This is a genomic window from Neobacillus sedimentimangrovi (genome assembly GCF_010614825.1).
GTDB classification, from domain to species: Bacteria; Bacillota; Bacilli; order Bacillales; family Cytobacillaceae; genus Neobacillus; species Neobacillus thermocopriae.
The window spans coordinates 1-17,534 of record NZ_JAAFZF010000001.1; the positions used below are offsets into that span (position 1 = coordinate 1).

13 protein-coding genes, 12 tRNA genes and 2 rRNA genes are annotated in these 17,534 nt (G+C 38.5%); 24 read left to right on the forward strand and 3 right to left on the reverse strand.

From position 1 onward, the window contains the following. The 18 genes from GZA11_RS00005 to GZA11_RS00090 form a co-directional block, all read left to right on the forward strand. A 23S ribosomal RNA gene (locus GZA11_RS00005) occupies positions 1-119 on the forward strand; the annotation flags it as partial. Positions 120-214: 95 nt separating this feature from the next. Next, positions 215-331 (forward strand): 5S ribosomal RNA (gene rrf, locus GZA11_RS00010). 186 nt (positions 332-517) lie between these two features. Then, positions 518-590, forward strand: a tRNA-Thr gene (locus tag GZA11_RS00015). 10 nt (positions 591-600) lie between these two features. Beyond that, positions 601-685 (forward strand) — tRNA-Leu (locus GZA11_RS00020). Positions 686-693: 8 nt separating this feature from the next. Continuing rightward, a tRNA-Gly gene (locus GZA11_RS00025) sits at positions 694-768 on the forward strand. Between the two features lie 5 nt (positions 769-773). After that, positions 774-862, forward strand: a tRNA-Leu gene (locus GZA11_RS00030). A 9-nt stretch (positions 863-871) separates the two neighbouring features. Beyond that, a tRNA-Pro gene (locus GZA11_RS00035) sits at positions 872-948 on the forward strand. 9 nt (positions 949-957) lie between these two features. Beyond that, positions 958-1,033, forward strand: a tRNA-Ala gene (locus tag GZA11_RS00040). A 19-nt stretch (positions 1,034-1,052) separates the two neighbouring features. Continuing rightward, positions 1,053-1,129: transfer RNA gene (locus tag GZA11_RS00045), tRNA-Met, on the forward strand. A 15-nt stretch (positions 1,130-1,144) separates the two neighbouring features. Beyond that, positions 1,145-1,237 (forward strand) — tRNA-Ser (locus tag GZA11_RS00050). Between the two features lie 24 nt (positions 1,238-1,261). Further along, positions 1,262-1,346, forward strand: a tRNA-Tyr gene (locus GZA11_RS00055). A 7-nt stretch (positions 1,347-1,353) separates the two neighbouring features. Next, a tRNA-Trp gene (locus tag GZA11_RS00060) sits at positions 1,354-1,424 on the forward strand. A gap of 9 nt (positions 1,425-1,433) precedes the next feature. Beyond that, positions 1,434-1,507: transfer RNA gene (locus GZA11_RS00065), tRNA-Gly, on the forward strand. Positions 1,508-1,511: 4 nt separating this feature from the next. Then, a tRNA-Ile gene (locus GZA11_RS00070) sits at positions 1,512-1,585 on the forward strand. Between the two features lie 409 nt (positions 1,586-1,994). Then, positions 1,995-2,810, forward strand: coding sequence for a pyruvate, water dikinase regulatory protein (locus tag GZA11_RS00075; RefSeq protein WP_038535468.1), 816 nt, complete (start codon positions 1,995-1,997; stop codon positions 2,808-2,810). 1 nt (position 2,811) lies between these two features. Beyond that, positions 2,812-5,481, forward strand: coding sequence for a pyruvate, phosphate dikinase (gene ppdK / locus GZA11_RS00080; RefSeq protein WP_163182456.1), 2,670 nt, complete (start codon positions 2,812-2,814; stop codon positions 5,479-5,481). 101 nt (positions 5,482-5,582) lie between these two features. Beyond that, positions 5,583-5,774, forward strand: a complete 192-nt coding sequence (locus GZA11_RS00085) for a YbxH family protein (protein ID WP_038535466.1) — start codon at positions 5,583-5,585, stop codon at positions 5,772-5,774. A 317-nt stretch (positions 5,775-6,091) separates the two neighbouring features. Further along, a complete protein-coding gene (locus GZA11_RS00090) occupies positions 6,092-8,677 on the forward strand; it encodes a DEAD/DEAH box helicase (protein WP_163182457.1) in 2,586 nt (861 codons plus the stop codon). Between the two features lie 34 nt (positions 8,678-8,711). On the opposite strand, the gene GZA11_RS00095 is transcribed toward GZA11_RS00090, so the two are convergent. Together GZA11_RS00095 and GZA11_RS00100 are read right to left on the reverse strand one after the other, a co-directional pair. Then, positions 8,712-9,236 carry a hypothetical protein gene (locus tag GZA11_RS00095; protein ID WP_163182458.1) on the reverse strand — a complete coding sequence of 175 codons (525 nt, stop codon included), beginning with the start codon at positions 9,234-9,236 and terminating at the stop codon, positions 8,712-8,714. 1 nt (position 9,237) lies between these two features. Next, the gene (locus GZA11_RS00100; RefSeq protein ID WP_163182459.1) at positions 9,238-9,702 is read right to left on the reverse strand and encodes a CBO0543 family protein; all 465 of its coding nucleotides are present in this window, start codon (positions 9,700-9,702) and stop codon (positions 9,238-9,240) included. A gap of 256 nt (positions 9,703-9,958) precedes the next feature. On the opposite strand from GZA11_RS00100, the gene GZA11_RS00105 reads away from it, so the two are divergent. Continuing rightward, a complete protein-coding gene (locus GZA11_RS00105; RefSeq protein ID WP_163182460.1) occupies positions 9,959-11,221 on the forward strand; it encodes a LysM peptidoglycan-binding domain-containing protein in 1,263 nt (420 codons plus the stop codon). Between the two features lie 87 nt (positions 11,222-11,308). Continuing rightward, on the forward strand, positions 11,309-12,760 hold the full coding sequence (dacB, locus tag GZA11_RS00110) for a D-alanyl-D-alanine carboxypeptidase/D-alanyl-D-alanine endopeptidase (RefSeq protein ID WP_163182461.1): 1,452 nt from the start codon (positions 11,309-11,311) through the stop codon (positions 12,758-12,760). A gap of 85 nt (positions 12,761-12,845) precedes the next feature. Here dacB and GZA11_RS00115 read toward each other — a convergent pair whose 3' ends face one another. Further along, positions 12,846-13,139 (reverse strand): hypothetical protein, encoded by a 294-nt coding sequence (locus GZA11_RS00115; RefSeq protein WP_163182462.1) that lies wholly within the window; start codon positions 13,137-13,139, stop codon positions 12,846-12,848. Positions 13,140-13,725: 586 nt separating this feature from the next. Between GZA11_RS00115 and qoxA the strand changes: the two genes are divergently transcribed. The 4 genes from qoxA to qoxD are packed head-to-tail and all read left to right on the forward strand — an operon-like array spanning position 13,726 to position 17,533. Next, the gene (gene qoxA, locus GZA11_RS00120) at positions 13,726-14,649 is read left to right on the forward strand and encodes a cytochrome aa3 quinol oxidase subunit II (protein ID WP_038535454.1); all 924 of its coding nucleotides are present in this window, start codon (positions 13,726-13,728) and stop codon (positions 14,647-14,649) included. A gap of 54 nt (positions 14,650-14,703) precedes the next feature. Continuing rightward, complete coding sequence (gene qoxB / locus GZA11_RS00125) at positions 14,704-16,650, forward strand: cytochrome aa3 quinol oxidase subunit I (RefSeq protein WP_163182463.1); 1,947 nt, start codon at positions 14,704-14,706, stop codon at positions 16,648-16,650. Further along, positions 16,650-17,246, forward strand: coding sequence for a cytochrome aa3 quinol oxidase subunit III (qoxC, locus tag GZA11_RS00130; protein WP_038535450.1), 597 nt, complete (start codon positions 16,650-16,652; stop codon positions 17,244-17,246). The genes qoxB and qoxC overlap by 1 nt, the downstream gene beginning before the upstream one ends. Before the next feature lie 2 nt (positions 17,247-17,248). Beyond that, positions 17,249-17,533, forward strand: a complete 285-nt coding sequence (gene qoxD, locus GZA11_RS00135) for a cytochrome aa3 quinol oxidase subunit IV (RefSeq protein ID WP_038535448.1) — start codon at positions 17,249-17,251, stop codon at positions 17,531-17,533. The last annotated feature ends 1 nt before the right edge of the window (position 17,534 follow it).

Below are 17,534 nucleotides of genomic sequence, written 5' to 3' on the forward strand. Positions count from 1 at the left end.
GATTTCCCATAGCGTTAAGCTAGTAAGATCCCTGAAAGATGATCAGGTTGATAGGTCAGAGGTGGAAGCACGGTGACGTGTGGAGCTGACTGATACTAATCGATCGAGGACTTAACCAATTGAAAAAGTGATGGCATTCGCTTTTGGCGAACTCGTTCTTCCCTACTTCTTCTGCATTATCTAGTTTTGAGGGAATGAACCTTAATTGAATAGGTCCGGTGGCAATGGCGAGAAGGTCACACCCGTTCCCATACCGAACACGGAAGTTAAGCTTCTCAGCGCCGATGGTAGTTGGGGCGAAAGCCCTTGTGAGAGTAGGACGCTGCCGGGCCTTCTTAATAAGATTTATAAACCTTTTAATCCTGCCGGCTTAGCTCAATTGGTAGAGCACGCCCGAAAAAACATCTTGAATAGACTACAGCATACCGACCGAGCTGCTACTTGTAATAACTTACTGAGGTCGGGATGACGGAAACAAAGTGCGAATAGTAAACAAATTTTTTAAACCTATATTCATGCCGGCTTAGCTCAATTGGTAGAGCAACTGACTTGTAATCAGTAGGTTGGGGGTTCAAGTCCTCTAGCCGGCACTGTTTTAACGCGGGTGTGGCGGAATTGGCAGACGCACCAGACTTAGGATCTGGCGCCGCAAGGCGTGGGGGTTCGACTCCCTTCACCCGCACCATTTATATTGCGGAAGTAGTTCAGGGGTAGAACACCACCTTGCCAAGGTGGGGGTCGCGGGTTCGAATCCCGTCTTCCGCTCCAATCTTGCCGGGGTGGCGGAACTGGCAGACGCACAGGACTTAAAATCCTGCGGTAGGTGACTACCGTACCGGTTCGATTCCGGTCCTCGGCACCATATTTTGAACGGGAAGTAGCTCAGCTTGGTAGAGCACTTGGTTTGGGACCAAGGGGTCGCAGGTTCGAATCCTGTCTTCCCGACCATGAAATAATGGGGCCTTAGCTCAGCTGGGAGAGCGCCTGCTTTGCACGCAGGAGGTCAGCGGTTCGATCCCGCTAGGCTCCACCAATTTAACACGATTAATTTTGGCGGTGTAGCTCAGCTGGCTAGAGCGTACGGTTCATACCCGTAAGGTCGGGGGTTCGATTCCCTCCGCCGCTACCAAGTTACTTTTTTTATGGAGGAATACCCAAGTATGGCTGAAGGGGTCGGTCTTGAAAACCGAGAGGCGGTGAAAGCCGCGCGGGGGTTCGAATCCCTCTTCCTCCGCCATATATTTATTTTTCATACATATCAGGAGGGGTAGCGAAGTGGCTAAACGCGGCGGACTGTAAATCCGCTCCCTCAGGGTTCGGCGGTTCGAATCCGTCCCCCTCCACCATGAATAAAGGGGTATAGTTTAATGGTAAAACGGAGGTCTCCAAAACCTTTGATGTGGGTTCGATTCCTACTACCCCTGTAATATAATGCGGGTGTAGTTTAGTGGTAAAACCACAGCCTTCCAAGCTGTTGTTGTGGGTTCGATTCCCATCACCCGCTCCATAATGGGCCTATAGCTCAGCTGGTTAGAGCGCACGCCTGATAAGCGTGAGGTCGATGGTTCAAGTCCATTTAGGCCCACTATAGATGATTACCGAGCTTATTGTAAGCTCGGTTTTTTTTGTATTTAAATGCGTTCTAGCAATTTAATAATATGAAAGAGAGGAATGAAGTTCATCACGAACACCTTTCTAGTCCAAATTAAAATATAAAAAATCTCGTTAAAACAAACGAGATTTTTTTTGGCTAAATAGATTGTAAAAAATAGCCAATTCTTAAAAATGTATAAATGACTATTTCACATTTCGTTTAAATGTTATATACTATATATAAATAGTATAACACATTTAATGATATGTAACATAATTATTTGGGGTGGTTGTTCTTCAAACCTAATGGTAATGTTACTTCAATTAGTAAAATAGAATGGATTATTTAGAGGAACAGAAATTTAAGGAAGACCAATGAACGAAGGGGAGTTGCTTTCATTTTGGTACATAAGCAAGTTGTTTATGTTGTTTCAGATTCAGTTGGAGAGACCGCAGAACTGGTTGTGAAAGCTGTTGCAACACAGTTTAACGGCGGACAGACAGAAATTCGAAGAAATTCATATGTTGAAAATATCGAGGATATAGAAGAAATCATATCTTTAGCTAAAAAATATGAATCTATTATTGCTTACACCATAGTTATATCCTCTTTAAAAGAGTACTTGGATAATAGGGCAAAAGAAGAGGGAATTGTTGCGGTCGATTTACTCAATCCGCTTATGACTGCATTTAAAACGGCATTTAATAAGGAACCACATCATCGTCCAGGGTTAATGAGAAAATTAGATGAAGAATATTTTCGTAAAATTGAAGCCATCGAATTTGCAGTAAAATACGATGATGGTCGAGATCCGCGAGGAATAACAAAAGCTGACATTGTTTTAATAGGTGTTTCCCGCACCTCAAAAACGCCGTTGTCGATGTATTTAGCTCATAAAAGGTTTAAAGTAGCCAATGTTCCCCTCGTTCCGGAAGTGCCGCCACCAGATGAATTATTTCATATCCCAAGAAAAAATTGTATTGGGCTAATTATATCACCAGACAAGTTAAATGAAATTCGAAAAGAGCGGCTAAAGGCGTTAGGACTGGTGTCACAATCAAATTATGCTAGTTTTCAAAGAATATTAGATGAACTAGATTACGCAGAAAAAATAATGAAGCGTGTTGGATGTCCTGTCATTGATGTTTCTAATAAAGCAGTGGAGGAAACAGCTGGAATCATTTTGGATATGTTGAAAAAGGAGAGGAATATATAAAATGGAAAAGTTTGTTTATTTGTTTCATGAAGGAAATGGAAACATGAAAGAGACTCTTGGAGGAAAAGGAGCAAACCTGGCAGAGATGACTAGAATTGGCCTGCCAGTGCCTTATGGTTTTACCATTACTACACAAGCTTGCAATGCTTTCTATAAATCTGGCAAAATCATTCCAACAGAAGTAGAAAAGCAGATTCTTGAAGCACTCAGCCTTTTAGAAGAAAAAATGGGTAAAAAACTTGGTGATCCCAATAATCCGCTACTTGTCTCAGTTCGTTCTGGTTCTGTATACTCCATGCCAGGAATGATGGACACGATCTTGAATTTAGGTATGAATGATGAGACGGTTATTGGTTTGGCGAAATTAACAAATAATCCTCGTTTTGCCTATGATTCCTATCGCCGTTTCATTCAAATGTTTAGTAATGTTGTTCTAGAAATTGATTCTTATTTCTTTGAACAATTTTTAGAAGAAAAGCGTGAACAAAAAGGATATACCTCAGACCCAGAAATGACAGCTGAAGATTGGCAGGAGGTTATTAAAGGATATAAGGAAATTGTGAAACAACAAAAGAAAATGGAATTTCCACAGGATCCAAAAGAGCAGCTATTCTTGGCCATTCATGCTGTGTTTAAATCATGGAATAACCAACGCGCGATTGTTTACCGCCGTTTGAATAAGATTCCTGATCACTTGGGAACAGCGGTTAATGTGCAAAGTATGGTATTTGGCAATATGGGCGATGATTCTGGTACTGGTGTAGCCTTTACTAGGAATCCTTCGACGGGTGAATGTGTATTATACGGTGAATACTTGATGAATGCACAAGGGGAAGATGTGGTGGCAGGGATCCGTACTCCTCAGCCAATTGCAACATTAAAGGAAGAAATGCCTAGTGTTTATCAACAATTTGAAGAGACATGCCAACTTCTTGAGCAACATTATAAAGATATGCAGGATATTGAGTTTACCGTTGAGCGTGGCAAGCTTTTCATCCTGCAAACACGTAATGGTAAGCGTACCGCCCAGGCAGCCATTCGTATTGCGGTTGAAATGGTAAAGGAAGGTATTATCGACAAAAAAACTGCACTCATGCGTGTGGATTCTGATCAATTAAATCAGCTTCTTCATCGCCGAATTGATGATACCGTTGATAGAAAAGTACTTGCAAAAGGTTTGCCGGCATCACCTGGAGCAGCCACAGGTATGGTTGTATTTAATGCCGATGAGGCTGAACAACTTGGCAATGAAGGTAAAAAAGTAATCCTTGTTAGCCCAGAGACCACTCCGGATGATATTCATGGGATGGTAGCTGCACAAGCGATATTAACCAGCCGCGGGGGAATGACAAGCCATGCTGCTGTAGTTGCTCGCGGAATGGGGAAAGCTTGTATATGTGGTTGTGAAGCGATCAAGATTGACATGAAAAAGAAACAATTTACCGTTGGTGATACAATTGTAAAATATGGAGATGTGATTACGGTAGATGGGTCAACCGGTGAAATTATGCTTGGTGAAATTCCGATGATTGACCCAGAGTTATCAGAGGAATTCCAGCTTCTGCTTTCATGGGCAGATGAGGTAAGAAAAATAGGAGTCCGTGCCAATGCTGACACTCCAGAAGATGCAAAAAAAGCATTTGAATTTGGGGCAAGTGGAATTGGCTTATGTCGAACTGAACATATGTTTATGGATTTGAAACGGATTCCAATCGTTCAAAAAATGATTTTAGCTGAATCCTATAGTGAGAGAATGGAAGCCTTAGAACAGCTATTGCCGATGCAGCAGGGTGATTTTGAAGGGATTTTTGAAGCGATGCAAGGTCATCCGGTTACTATTCGACTGCTTGATCCTCCACTTCATGAGTTCTTGCCAAACAAGGAGGAGTTATTAGTTGAAGTAACAAAGTTACAAATGACAGATCCTCAATCAGATGAATTAAAAATGAAAGAGCAATTGTTGAAAAAAGTTCGTCAACTGGACGAATTTAATCCAATGCTTGGCCATCGTGGCTGCCGTCTTGGTATGATTTATCCAGAAATTTATGAAATGCAAGTGAAAGCTATTTTCTATGCCGCTGCAAAATTAGCTGAAAAAGGTATGAAAGTAAAGCCTGAAATCATGATTCCACTAGTCGGACATGTAAATGAATTAAAGCAAATGAGACAGTTAGTCGTGGATACGGCCATCCGTATTCAAGAAGAAACAGGTAAGGTAATTGAATATACGATTGGGACAATGATTGAAGTTCCACGCGCTGCATTGACGGCTGATCAAATTGCGGAGGAAGCAGATTTCTTCTCCTTTGGTACGAATGACTTAACACAAACCACTTTTGGCTACAGCCGTGATGATGCAGAAGGAAAATTCTTGCAAGCCTATATCGATAACAAAGTTCTACCAGAAAATCCATTCGCTGTATTGGATCAAGATGGTGTAGGAAAACTTGTAGAAACAGGTGTGAAACTTGGCCGCACAACAAAGGCTTCGTTAAAGACTGGCATTTGCGGTGAACACGGTGGTGAAAAGAATTCAATTGATTTCTTCTACCGCATTGGTTTGGATTATGTTAGCTGTTCACCATACCGGGTACCACTTGCTAGATTGGCTGCTGCACAAGCAACCATTCGTCATGAGGTAAATAATAAAGAAGTGATTACCACAGCATAAATTTAGAGGGACAGGGCCTTTTCGGACCTGTCCCTTCAATAGCATAGCCACCTATTTTTTGCTCATACTATGAAAAAATAATGGTAAGAAGGGGAATAAAAATGGGGGCTATTCAATACAACGGGTACCGATTTGTACCTGAGTATAGTGGTATTCAGAAAAAGGGAGCCATACATGTCTATAATGGAGATCAATTTATTGAAGATATACACTTTGATTTCTCAGGTAATTTTCCGGACCACGATCAAATAGAAGAACTTGTGAATCATTATTGCAAGCAAAATGAGATATAAGGAACAGTCGTTTGGTATTCGTATGAATGGTATAATAATGCAATAGTAAAGAAATTCCCAAGGGTGAGTTTTAAATGAAGTGATGATTATTTGACTTTTTTCATCTTTTCAACAAAAAATACTCCACCTTTGATCCTGCAAGCATTAGGGGCGATTTTTACCCATTTTGGCGATCCAATTATGAGAATTAGCTATTGCATGACCGAGCTGCTTTTAAGTCATGCTCGGTTTTTTTTACTTTATTTAATTCTTAATGGAACCATATACATAACAAAAAATTATTTTTATAAAAAAATATCATACTATGAGGCGATCTTATGAGCAAACTGACTGCGATTTATCCTCAAGCAGTAGAACATACAAAAATGAAAGTATATCAGGATATTGACCGTTATTTGGAAACGAAAGAAACACTGCCGTCATTTGAACAATATCTCGAAGATCGTAAGCAGTACCTTGAGCAAATTTGGATAAACGTTTGGTTAAATAAATCGACCAATGATGTGTCTAAAAAGGAAAAAAAGCAATTTTTAATCGAGAGAGATTATGACGTAGACGGAGTTGACCGAAAGCTGATTAATAAGCTGTTTCGGGATGAAATGAGAACCTATCAGCCCTTTGATGTGTTAGAGTGGGTAAACCAAGCCTTTGGAAGTCAAAAAGGACAATGGGAATCCCGATATCTGCAAGCGAAAGAACAGTTTATCAAACGTGAAGAGCAAAAACGTTTAGAAAGTGAATTGGCAGATTTTCGTAAAGAAATGGAAGAAATAGCTGCCAAGATCTTAGAAATGCGGTACAGGAATTTTTATTTATATGTCCGCCAATTTGTCGCAAAACAATTAGCTGCGGACTTTAAGAAAAATACAAAATATCAAACCTTAGATCCTGCGGCTCTAGAAGAAAAGCTAGTTTCTCAGGGTGTTTTTCAACCATCTGAATACAAGACAATGGCGGATTTTTTTGAAGAGTTGACCGGTGATATACATAAACCACCTCATGAGTGGGGTCGTACCTATTTTGAATATGAAACGTATTATTATGTGTATGAAGGATTAATCTATGATTATCTTTCAGAGCTAATTCCTCAAAAAATACTGGAACTTTTGCCTATAGAGTTAAAAGGGGAATATTTTAAAAAATTTCATAAGGAATTAACTGTTCCTTTTGTAAAGGATAGCCTAAAAACTCTTATTTATGATGTGGTTGGTTTTATATTTGAGGATATCCAGGAGGAATACGTTTCCGATCTATTAAAACTTTCGGAGATTCCATTTCATTTGTCTGTACATGATGAGATTTTCGACCGTGACATAAAAGATCGGGAAAGAAAACAGGCTGAAGAATTGGCAGAATTAGAAAGGCAAAAGGCAGAAGAGGAACGGATCATGAAAGATATTTTCGGAATGGAATATGATCCATCCCTAAAGCGGCAGGTTCGTTATGTCCTTCATATCGGGGAAACGAATACGGGCAAGACCTTTCATGCATTGGAAAAAATGAAGAAAGCTTCCAGTGGATTGTATTTGGCACCACTTAGACTACTTGCCCTTGAGGTATATGATAAATTGAATGCAGAGGGGACACCTTGTTCCTTGAAAACAGGGGAAGAAGAAAAAATCATTCCAGGGGCTAACCATATTTCTTGTACAGTTGAGATGTTTCATGAAAAGGAATTTTATGAGGTAGTGGTCATTGATGAAGCTCAGATGATTACAGATAAAGATAGAGGGTTTTCTTGGTATAAGGCTATTACCAAAGCCAATGCAAATGAAGTCCATATCATTGGGAGCCGTAATTCAAAAGAAATGATGATAGAACTGCTTGGTAATTCGATCATTGAAATAAAGGAATATACTCGGGATACACCATTAAAGGTCGAGAAAAAAGAATTTCATATAAAAAATGTGAAAAGAGGCGATGCCCTTATTTGTTTTTCAAGAAGGAGAGTTCTTGAGCTGGCATCAAGGTTACAAAATGATGGCCATACTGTCAGTATGATTTATGGGAGTATGCCTCCTGAAACAAGGAAAAAGCAAATTCAGCAATTTTACGAAGCAAAAACGAAAGTGATCGTCGCAACTGATGCAATTGGAATGGGATTAAATCTACCTATCCGTCGGATTGTGTTTTTAGAAAATGAGAAGTTTGATGGTACGAGAAGGCGGCTTCTTACTTCTCAAGAAGTGAAGCAAATTGCAGGACGGGCCGGGCGCAAAGGAATATACAATGTTGGAAAGGTCGCTTTTACAAGCAACATAAAGAAAATGAAAAATTTATTGTTCCAAGAGGATCAGCCTATCCAAACATTTGCCATTGCACCAACAAACTCTGTATTAGAAAGATTTCAACGTTACTACCACGACTTAGGGACTTTTTTTGAACTATGGGAAAAATTTAAAAGTCCAAAGGGAACAAAAAAAGCCTCCCTAACAGAAGAACGTTCACTTTATGAAAAAATAGCTGGTACTGAAATCGAAGCACGTCTTTCGCTGACAGACTTATATGGCTTTCTACACCTACCCTTCTCCAAAAATGAACCAGCATTAACAAGGCAATGGGAGGAGACGATGTATGCGATTATCCATGGAAGGGATCTCCCTGAGCCACCGATAAAGGAGAGGACCTTAGAGGAGCTGGAGTTAAGTTACAAAGCGATTGGGCTTCACTTGTTATTTTTATATAGATTGGGTCATCGAACAGAAGCATTGTACTGGGAACGATTGCGAGAGGAAATTAGTGACAAAGTACAAGAACGGTTAAAATCGGATATAAAGAAATTCATGAAAAAATGTAAAAACTGTAGCAAAAAACTCCCATGGAATTACTCATTTCCAACCTGTGACACCTGTTATAAACATAGAAATAAAAGATATTGGGATGAGGATCGTTATGAATATTAAAAGATAAACCTTGGTCATGTTCATGAACCAAGGTTTATTCGTTCATGGGTTTCGTTTCTTTAAAATGCTTATAAGCCAGTTTGCCGATTTTTAAATAAATAATATAGATAATAAAAATAAAGAAATACGCTACGGCAGAGTAGCCTAGATGCCAGTTATGATAATGATAAACATGGAGTTGATGGGAAATCCATTCTAGGAGCAGAGATAATCCAATCCAAGCAAAAAAATGCAAAACCCATAAAAACCCGCGGAGTTTCCATTTATCATAACAGTACATAAAAAAGTAGCCTATTAGAGTATAATTGAACATATCCATAATAATATCGAAAAATTCGTATTTTTCATTATCCAGTGCATCATAGAAGTTAAATGGGAAATTAGATGCTAGAATAAAATCAATCATAATGGCTAAATGTGCATTAAAGAGCAACAGTAAAAAAGTTAAAACTGGCGGGAAATGTCTCGGCACAATAAGGAATAACGATAATAAAAGACAAAAACCCGCAATTACCCACCATTCATTCTCGTCGAAATTCACTAAGGTGAAATAGGGCATTTTATCTACTTCCCTTCGTATGTAAGTAATTTAGAAAACGATGGCATAAGAGGGAAGCAATGATGACAAACGACCATTCCATTAAGGAATACCATATATGCCAGCGAATGAAATAGATCATCCTAAAATGTTCCACAACATATTCCAAACCTGTTATTAATAGAATCCAAAAGACAATGACAAAAAATTTACCCATCATCGTTTTAGAATGAATGTATAAATCTATAAATAACACTACCAATAATGGTATGAAAAAAGCTCGGTATACAAACGCTTCAAAGAATTCATTAACTTCCTTGGGAATTCGAATCAACTTCATATTTACTGTAACAATATTCAAAATGTTTTGATTAATCGTTGAGGAAAGTAAAAAAATAGCCAGCCCTTCAAAAAATGTGAGGTTTTTTCTCTTCCTAATGAATACGGTAAGAAATGTAATGATAAAAATACACACGATCCAAAACATATTGGTTCCTCCAAAAGGGTTGAAAAAGGGCAAAACATTTGTTTTTTTGTAAAAGCATATTTGTATTATTAGGATATTTGGTCCATTTATTCCAGAATTTTTATCGTGAAAATAGGTTTTATTTTTAAAAACTTTTATTTGAATTTTTTCATAAAACTTGATTAATTCTAACTGCGAGATAAAAAAGAAAATGTATCGAATCTAAGTATAAATCGAACGGTGCCCCATATGATGTATAAAAGGGGGTGATTTTTGTATGGCTATTCATGTGGTGCAATCTGGCGAAAGTTTATGGCAGATATCTAAACACTACGGCATCCCCATCCATACCATCATTCAATTAAATGGTCTGCCGTCTTCTCCTCTTGTTCCGGGTCTTGCGATTTATCTTCCTGACTCTACACAGCAGATACGAACATATCGAATAAAAGCCGGCGACCAAATTTGGAAATTAGCACAGCAGTTTCGCACTTCACCAACAGCTATCATAACAGCGAACCCCGGAATCAACCCGAACCGCCTCACCATCGGACAAATCATCCAAATTCCATCGCCACTCAAATTGCAAATCAATACTCTTGGTTTTATCGTACCTTCTCCTGGCACTGTTCCTGAGATATTAGCCACAATAGCCGAACAGCTGACATATTTGGCCGTGGTAGCCTATTCTTTTACTATGGAAGGCTATGCCTATAACGAAATAGACGACACTAACCTTGTTGCTCAATGTAAGCAATTAAACATTACTCCATTATTAATGATTCGTAATTTTTTAAGAGGAAACTTTAGTGCGGAACTTGCAGGAACGGTCCTCGGAAATCCAACCTATCGAAGAAATTTAATAGTAAGTATCGTAAACTTAACAAAGCAGAGAGGCTTTGGTGGAGTCAGTATTGACTTTGAATTTATCCCTCCGCCAAGACGGAATGATTTTAATCAATTTTTACTAGAATTAAAAAGGGAATTAGGAAACCTTATTTTACAGGTAAATGTTCACGCAAAAACAGAAGACCTTCCAACGAATCGTATCGTTGGCGCATATGATTATGCTGGAATAGGGAGAGCTGCCGATTTAGTGGCAGTAATGACCATTGATTATGGTTACCCGGGTGGACCACCGGACCCCATTGCACCGATTACTTGGATGGAAGAGGTCATTCAATATTCGATCACTCAAATTCCGACTCACAAAATACAGATAGCGATGGCACTGTATGGGTATGATAAAGTTGTAGGGACTAATAGGACGCAAGCATTATCCGTTCTTGCGGCTCAAAATCATGCAATATCTACCGGTGCTCCCATTCAATTCGACTTATCTGCTCAAGCTCCCTGGTACCAGTATTGGCGTGGTACAGAACAGCATATTGTCTGGTTTGAGGATATTCGGAGTTATATGGAGAAATATCGATTAATAGATATATACCAATTGTCAGGTACGACTTTTTGGCAAATCACTTTACCTGCACCGCAAAATTGGGCTTATTTGAAAGATCATATTTTTGTTTTGAAAAAATAAAAAAGATTGTCCAATTTTCATTGGCCAATTTTTAATGGAATTTTGGACAAACTCTCAGAAAAGGAAAGGTTGGATTTCGGATTGTTCATGAGAGTTTTAATTTTTGTCATTACTTTATATTTTGTCTCTTTCAATCCAAGCAATGTCTTAGCAGTTAATTCATCTGTTTTGGAGGAACGAATCAATGATTTATTAAATAATTCCCCTGATTTACAAGGGGGAGTTAGTGGAATTAGCATTCGTTCAGCGGCTGATGGTCGAATCCTCTATCAGCATCAAGGGGATGTTCGCCTTCGTCCGGCCTCTAACATGAAACTTTTAACAGCTGCCGCAGCCCTTAATGTTCTAGGAGAAAATTATTCTTTTACCACGGAAGTACATACAGACGATCTAGTGAAAAAGAAAACACTACTAGGCAATCTTTATTTGAAAGGAAAAGGAGATCCGACTCTGTTAAAATCGGATTTTGATCAATTAGCTAAGGACTTATTAAAACAGGGAATACAAAAAATTAAGGGACAATTGGTCGGAGATGATACTTGGTATGATAATAGCCGATATTCGATTGACCTCCCATGGAGTGATGAAACAACTTATTATGGTGCACAAATTTCAGCATTAACTGCAGCACCCACTCCGGAGTATGATACAGGTTCGATAGAAATCAAGGTTACGCCTGGAGAAAAAGAGGGGGAAAAAGTAGGAGTAGTCGTCAATCCGAAAACCAACTACGTGAAAATCATTAACAAGGCTGTTACAACAGGTACAAATGGGAAAAAGGATATCACTATTGAGCGGGAACATGCAAAAAACTCCATTATTATTGAAGGAACTCTTCCAGTCGGATCAAAAACCATTAAGGAAAAAGTAGGAATCTGGAACCCCACGAGATATGCGCTGACCCTTTTTAAACAATCATTAGAAGAACAAGGAATTAAACTCACAGGGAAGATCAAAATAGGGAAGGTGCCTGAAACCACAAACAAATTAGCTATCCACCACTCTATGCCATTATCTCAGTTGATGGTTCCATATATGAAATTAAGTAATAATGTTCATGCGGAAGTATTGGTGAAAGAAATGGGGAAGGTCATTCATGGGGATGGTAGTTGGGAAAAGGGATTGGAAGTGTTAAATGCTGAATTAAAAAAATTTGGTCTGCAGCCAAACAATATGGTGATACGAGATGGATCTGGAGTTTCACACGTGACTTTGATATCTGCTAACCAAATTTCACAACTACTGTTTGCGGTGCAGAAGGAAAAATGGTTTCATTCTTTTCTTCATTCCCTTCCAGTCAGTGGTGAGCCAGAGAAAATGGTAGGCGGTTCACTTCGTAATCGAATGAAAACGGCTGATGTAAAGGGAAGGGTGAAAGCTAAGACCGGTACACTCACCACTGTCAGCTCTTTATCTGGTTATGTAACAACGAAAAGTGGAGAGACATTAATTTTCTCCATCCTTTTAAACAACTTGCTTGATGAGTCAAATGGGAAAAAAATTGAAGACCGATTGATTTCGATTATGGTTAATCAATGAAAAGGATTATGTTGTGAGACAAGAAATAAAGGATGGAGAAAGTATAGGGAAAGGTCGTGTTCCTTTCCCAATATAATCTCCATTACTATTTGTTTCGGATCCTTAATACCCACATATTCCCGTCTTTCCAGCAGCTTTGTATGAGCTTATGATCTTTGCATTGCCACTCCGTACAATAAAAATCTTCCTTTTGCGGTTTTTCATACGATATTTCCTCGTGTGAGGAGGATTCAGTTTCCATAGAGGAAGATTCAGTATGATTTTTTTCATCGTGGCGATTACGTTTCAAAAACATAAATTCCCCAAAATCAAAATCTTCTCGTTTTTTTATATGAAAAGGACTTTGAAACTCATTTTGAGAGGATTCCATTTCAGACATGTTTTTCACCTCCTTATCAAGAAAGGAATGGAATACACCGGTATAGTTAAATCCCCTTCCTTTCTTAACAATTTACGTATGGAACCAGATTTTTGTATCAGATAATAGCCTAAGTAGACTGAAGTATTTGGGCTATAAATGAGATGGTTAAATATAGAAGAGATATGAAATGGGAATCTCCATTGAAATATTTTATAGTTGTCAAACCCAAAATAGTAAAATTCCATTTGAAAATTGATTACGCTCTTGTTAAAAATTATGTCAAAAAAATAAAATAAACAAAAAAGGAAAGAGTTGTCTTTATTAGACAACTCTTTCCTTTTTGTGCAATTTATACCATTTGAAAGGTGTGCTTAAAAAAATAGAATTTATTATAATAATATAATCCATTCACAAAAGCCAATAAAAAAAGGTGAGATTTTTATTTATTGCTTATTGTTTTTGAACATTTTGTGACACATTTCACATTTAAATGTACATTCGAAAAAAATATTATATGATAGTAATGCTAGCGTGTGATTTATATCACTTGCAAAAAATTGTGTATATGTTTTTACCTTCTAAAAACCTAGAAAGGGGTATTGACTTGAAACGGTTTGGTGCTTTATTGACTTTAGTTTTCACTATTATCACAGTGCTTACAGGATGTGAATCATTACTCGTTTTAGATCCTAAAGGCCCACAGGCAGAAGTACAAGCCAATGACATCAAAATGTCGATTTACATCATGTCATTTATTGTCTTGGTCGTGTTTGGGCTTTTAGCATACATGCTTATAAAATATCGCGCATCAAAACAAGGAAAGGATTATGAACCACCTCACATTGAAGGCAACATCGTTGTTGAAGCCATTTGTGTGGGTATCCCCATTTTAATCGTAGCATTCCTTTCTTTTATGTCAGTTAAATCAAATTATGCGGTGGAATCTACACCGAAAGGATACGAAAACAAGAAACCTTTAGTCGTTTATGCGACATCTTCGAATTGGAAATGGCATTTTAGTTATCCGGAAGAAAACATTGAAACAGTGAATTATTTATACATTCCTACCGATCGCCCGATTGAGTTTAAGCTTTATTCTCACGGACCAATAACAAGCTTCTGGATTCCGCAGCTTGGCGGCCAAAAATATGCGATGGCAGACATGGTTACTACATTGCATTTAGCAGCTGATGTACCAGGGGAATATATGGGCCGTAATGCTAACTTCAGTGGAAAAGGATTTGCGGAAAATACATTTAATGTAAAGGCTATGCCACAAGATGAATTTGACGATTGGGTGAAAGAAGTTAAAGGAACGGCAAAACCTTTAACAGAACAAAAATTTAATGAATTATTGGAACCAGGTCATCTTGGACAATTAACTTTTACAGGAACCCATTTAGGATTTTTACCGCCTCCTGAAGGAGAAAATGGAGGTCATAACCATGGTTCCCACAGTGCAAAAATGGGTAACGAAGAAAATGAAGCTAGCGAATCAACTTTAAAATCAGAACACAATCATCATTAATTTGTAAGAGTTTGATATTTTCCTATTTAATAATCCGAAAGGAGTCAATAAACAATGGATTTCTTTGATCGTTTTGCCATTCCCCATCCAAGTCTAGCGATCTATGCATCGATGGTGGCTATCGTACTGACTATCATTGCCATCGTCGTTGGACTAACGTACTTTAAAAAATGGGGATATTTATGGCGTGAATGGTTAACTACAGTAGATCATAAACGAATCGGGATTATGTATTTAATTTCCGCTTTACTCATGCTATTCCGGGGCGGTGTTGATGCATTAATGATGCGTGCCCAGCTGGCTGTACCGGAAAATACACTACTAGATGCACAGCACTATAATGAAGTTTTCACCACACATGGAGTGGTTATGATCCTATTTATGGCGATGCCATTTATCATGGCGCTTATGAACTTTGTGGTTCCTTTACAAATTGGGGCTCGTGATGTGGCATTCCCAAGATTAAATGCACTAAGCTTTTGGTTATTCTTCTTTGGAGCCATGTTATTTAATATTTCGTTCGTTGTCGGTGGTTCTCCTGATGCCGGATGGACATCTTACTTCCCGCTTGCTGGCAATGAGTTTAGTACTTCCGTAGGGACGAACTATTATATGATTGCCATCCAAATTGCAGGTCTCGGAACGTTAATGACGGGAATTAACTTTATTACGACGATATTAAAAATGAGAGCGCCTGGCATGACATTAATGAAAATGCCTATGTTCACATGGTCATCCTTAATTGCCAATGTGATTATCGTTTTTGCTTTTCCAGTATTAACTGTCGCATTGGCGATGGGGACTTTAGACCGTCTGTTCGGAACACATTTCTTTACCACTAATAATGGTGGTATGGATATGCTTTGGGCTAACCTATTTTGGGTTTGGGGTCACCCTGAAGTGTACATTTTGATTTTACCAGCATTCGGAATTTACAGTGAGGTAATCTCTACTTTTGCACGCCGTAATCTATATGGCTACAAATCGATGGTTGCCTCCATGGTTATCATTTCGCTCTTATCTTTCTTAGTTTGGGTTCACCATTTCTTTACAATGGGTCAAGGAGCGTTAACAAATAGTATCTTCTCCATCACAACGATGGCCATTGCAGTTCCTACAGGGGTTAAGATTTTTAACTGGCTGTTTACTCTCTATAAAGGAAAAATTGAAATAACAACTCCAATGCTTTATGCATTGTTGTTTATTCCGTTGTTTACAATCGGAGGAGTTACCGGGGTTATGCTTGGTATGTCAGCGGCTGATTATCAGTACCATAACACCATGTTCCTAGTAGCTCATTTCCATATGGTCATTATTCCTGGTGTTGTATTTGCTATGTTGGCTGGCTTAACGTATTACTGGCCAAAAATGTTTGGTTTCATGTTAAATGAACGTATTGGTAAGATTACGGCTTGGACGATTGGTATCAGTACGCTGGTTGCATTTATGCCAATGTTCTTCACCGGCTTGGACGGTCAAGCTCGCCGTATGTACACATATTCAGAGTCTACTGGTTTTGGACCATTAAACATGGTTTCCTTTGTCGGGGCAATCGGTCTCGCCATCGGTTTTATCCTAATTGTTTATAACGTTTACTACAGCATCCGTTATGCATCAAGAGACATCAGTGCAGATCCATGGGATGCAAGAACATTGGAGTGGGCGACACACAGTCCAGTTCCTGAATATAACTTTGCCATCGTGCCTCATGTAAAATCAGAAGAAGCACTTTGGGATGCGAAGAAAAAGCGTCATATTTTATTCCAAGGTAATTATGAAAAAATTCATATGCCGAATAATAGCGGTGTACCATTTATTATGGGTTCTATCTTCTTTATCTGGGGATTTGCGTTAGTATTTAGTTTATGGCCATTAGCTATTATTGCCACTATTGGAATTTTGGCCTGCATGGCACACCGTTCGATGGAAATCGATCACGGACGATATATTTCAGTCAAGGAAATTGAGGAAACAGAAACAAAATTGCGAGGTGCAAAATAATGAAAATCGATCACTCGCTACCATTAGAATATAGTACCGAAGAAAACAGATTGAAAATTTTAGGCTTCTGGATTTTTCTTGGTGCAGAAATTATGTTATTTGGAACACTGTTCGCTTCCTATTTCACTTTAGTTGACCGGATTGGAAGCGGACCATCTGGTGCAGAGATTTTTGAAATTACACCTGTATTAATTGAAACGATTGTTTTGTTAACAAGTAGTTTTACCATTGGACTAGGGGTTCATGCGATGAGGATTGGACGGAAAAAAGCAATGATGTCCTTTTTCGCGATTACACTCCTATTAGGTCTTGTTTTCTTAGGTGTGGAAATTTTTGAATTTATCCATTATGTTCATGTAGGGGCAGGGCTGCAAACGAGTGCGTTTACAGCCATCCTCCTATCCACATTGGGAACGCATGGACTGCACGTAACCTTTGGATTATTCTGGGGTTTATTTATCCTTCTTCAAGTGAAAAAACGAGGGCTGACACCAGAAACAGCTAATAAATCATTTATTTTCTCTCTTTACTGGCATTTCTTAGACGTTGTTTGGATCTTTATTTTCAGCTTCGTCTACCTGAAAGGAATGATGTAATAATGAAAGAATTATTTCCAATGAAGCAAATATTTGGTTTTGTCTTCTCGCTGCTTCTAACTGTCATTGCCCTTGCTGTATACTTTTTAGATATGTCTTTTTCTACAGGAATGACAATCTTGCTTGCAACAGCATTTATTCAGGCAGCAGTTCAATTGGTCGTATTTATGCATGCTGGTGAAACAAAGGATAAAGGTGTAATCTACACGAACGTCTATTATGGAGTATTTATTGCTTTAGCAACTGTCTTTGGTACATTATTAACCATGATATGGGGTTATAACTGAT

Bases quoted from the DNA above. Each gene is read 5' to 3' on its own strand.
- GZA11_RS00100 (WP_163182459.1), bottom strand. From the start codon at position 9,702: ATGTTTTGGATCGTGTGTATTTTTATCATTACATTTCTTACCGTATTC.
- qoxD (WP_038535448.1), top strand. From the start codon at position 17,249: ATGAAAGAATTATTTCCAATGAAGCAAATATTTGGTTTTGTCTTCTCG.
- GZA11_RS00115 (WP_163182462.1), bottom strand. From the start codon at position 13,139: ATGTCTGAAATGGAATCCTCTCAAAATGAGTTTCAAAGTCCTTTTCAT.
- ppdK (WP_163182456.1), top strand. From the start codon at position 2,812: ATGGAAAAGTTTGTTTATTTGTTTCATGAAGGAAATGGAAACATGAAA.
- qoxB (WP_163182463.1), top strand. From the start codon at position 14,704: ATGGATTTCTTTGATCGTTTTGCCATTCCCCATCCAAGTCTAGCGATC.
- qoxC (WP_038535450.1), top strand. From the start codon at position 16,650: ATGAAAATCGATCACTCGCTACCATTAGAATATAGTACCGAAGAAAAC.
- GZA11_RS00090 (WP_163182457.1), top strand. From the start codon at position 6,092: ATGAGCAAACTGACTGCGATTTATCCTCAAGCAGTAGAACATACAAAA.
- dacB (WP_163182461.1), top strand. From the start codon at position 11,309: ATGAGAGTTTTAATTTTTGTCATTACTTTATATTTTGTCTCTTTCAAT.
- GZA11_RS00095 (WP_163182458.1), bottom strand. From the start codon at position 9,236: ATGCCCTATTTCACCTTAGTGAATTTCGACGAGAATGAATGGTGGGTA.
- GZA11_RS00085 (WP_038535466.1), top strand. From the start codon at position 5,583: ATGGGGGCTATTCAATACAACGGGTACCGATTTGTACCTGAGTATAGT.
- GZA11_RS00105 (WP_163182460.1), top strand. From the start codon at position 9,959: ATGGCTATTCATGTGGTGCAATCTGGCGAAAGTTTATGGCAGATATCT.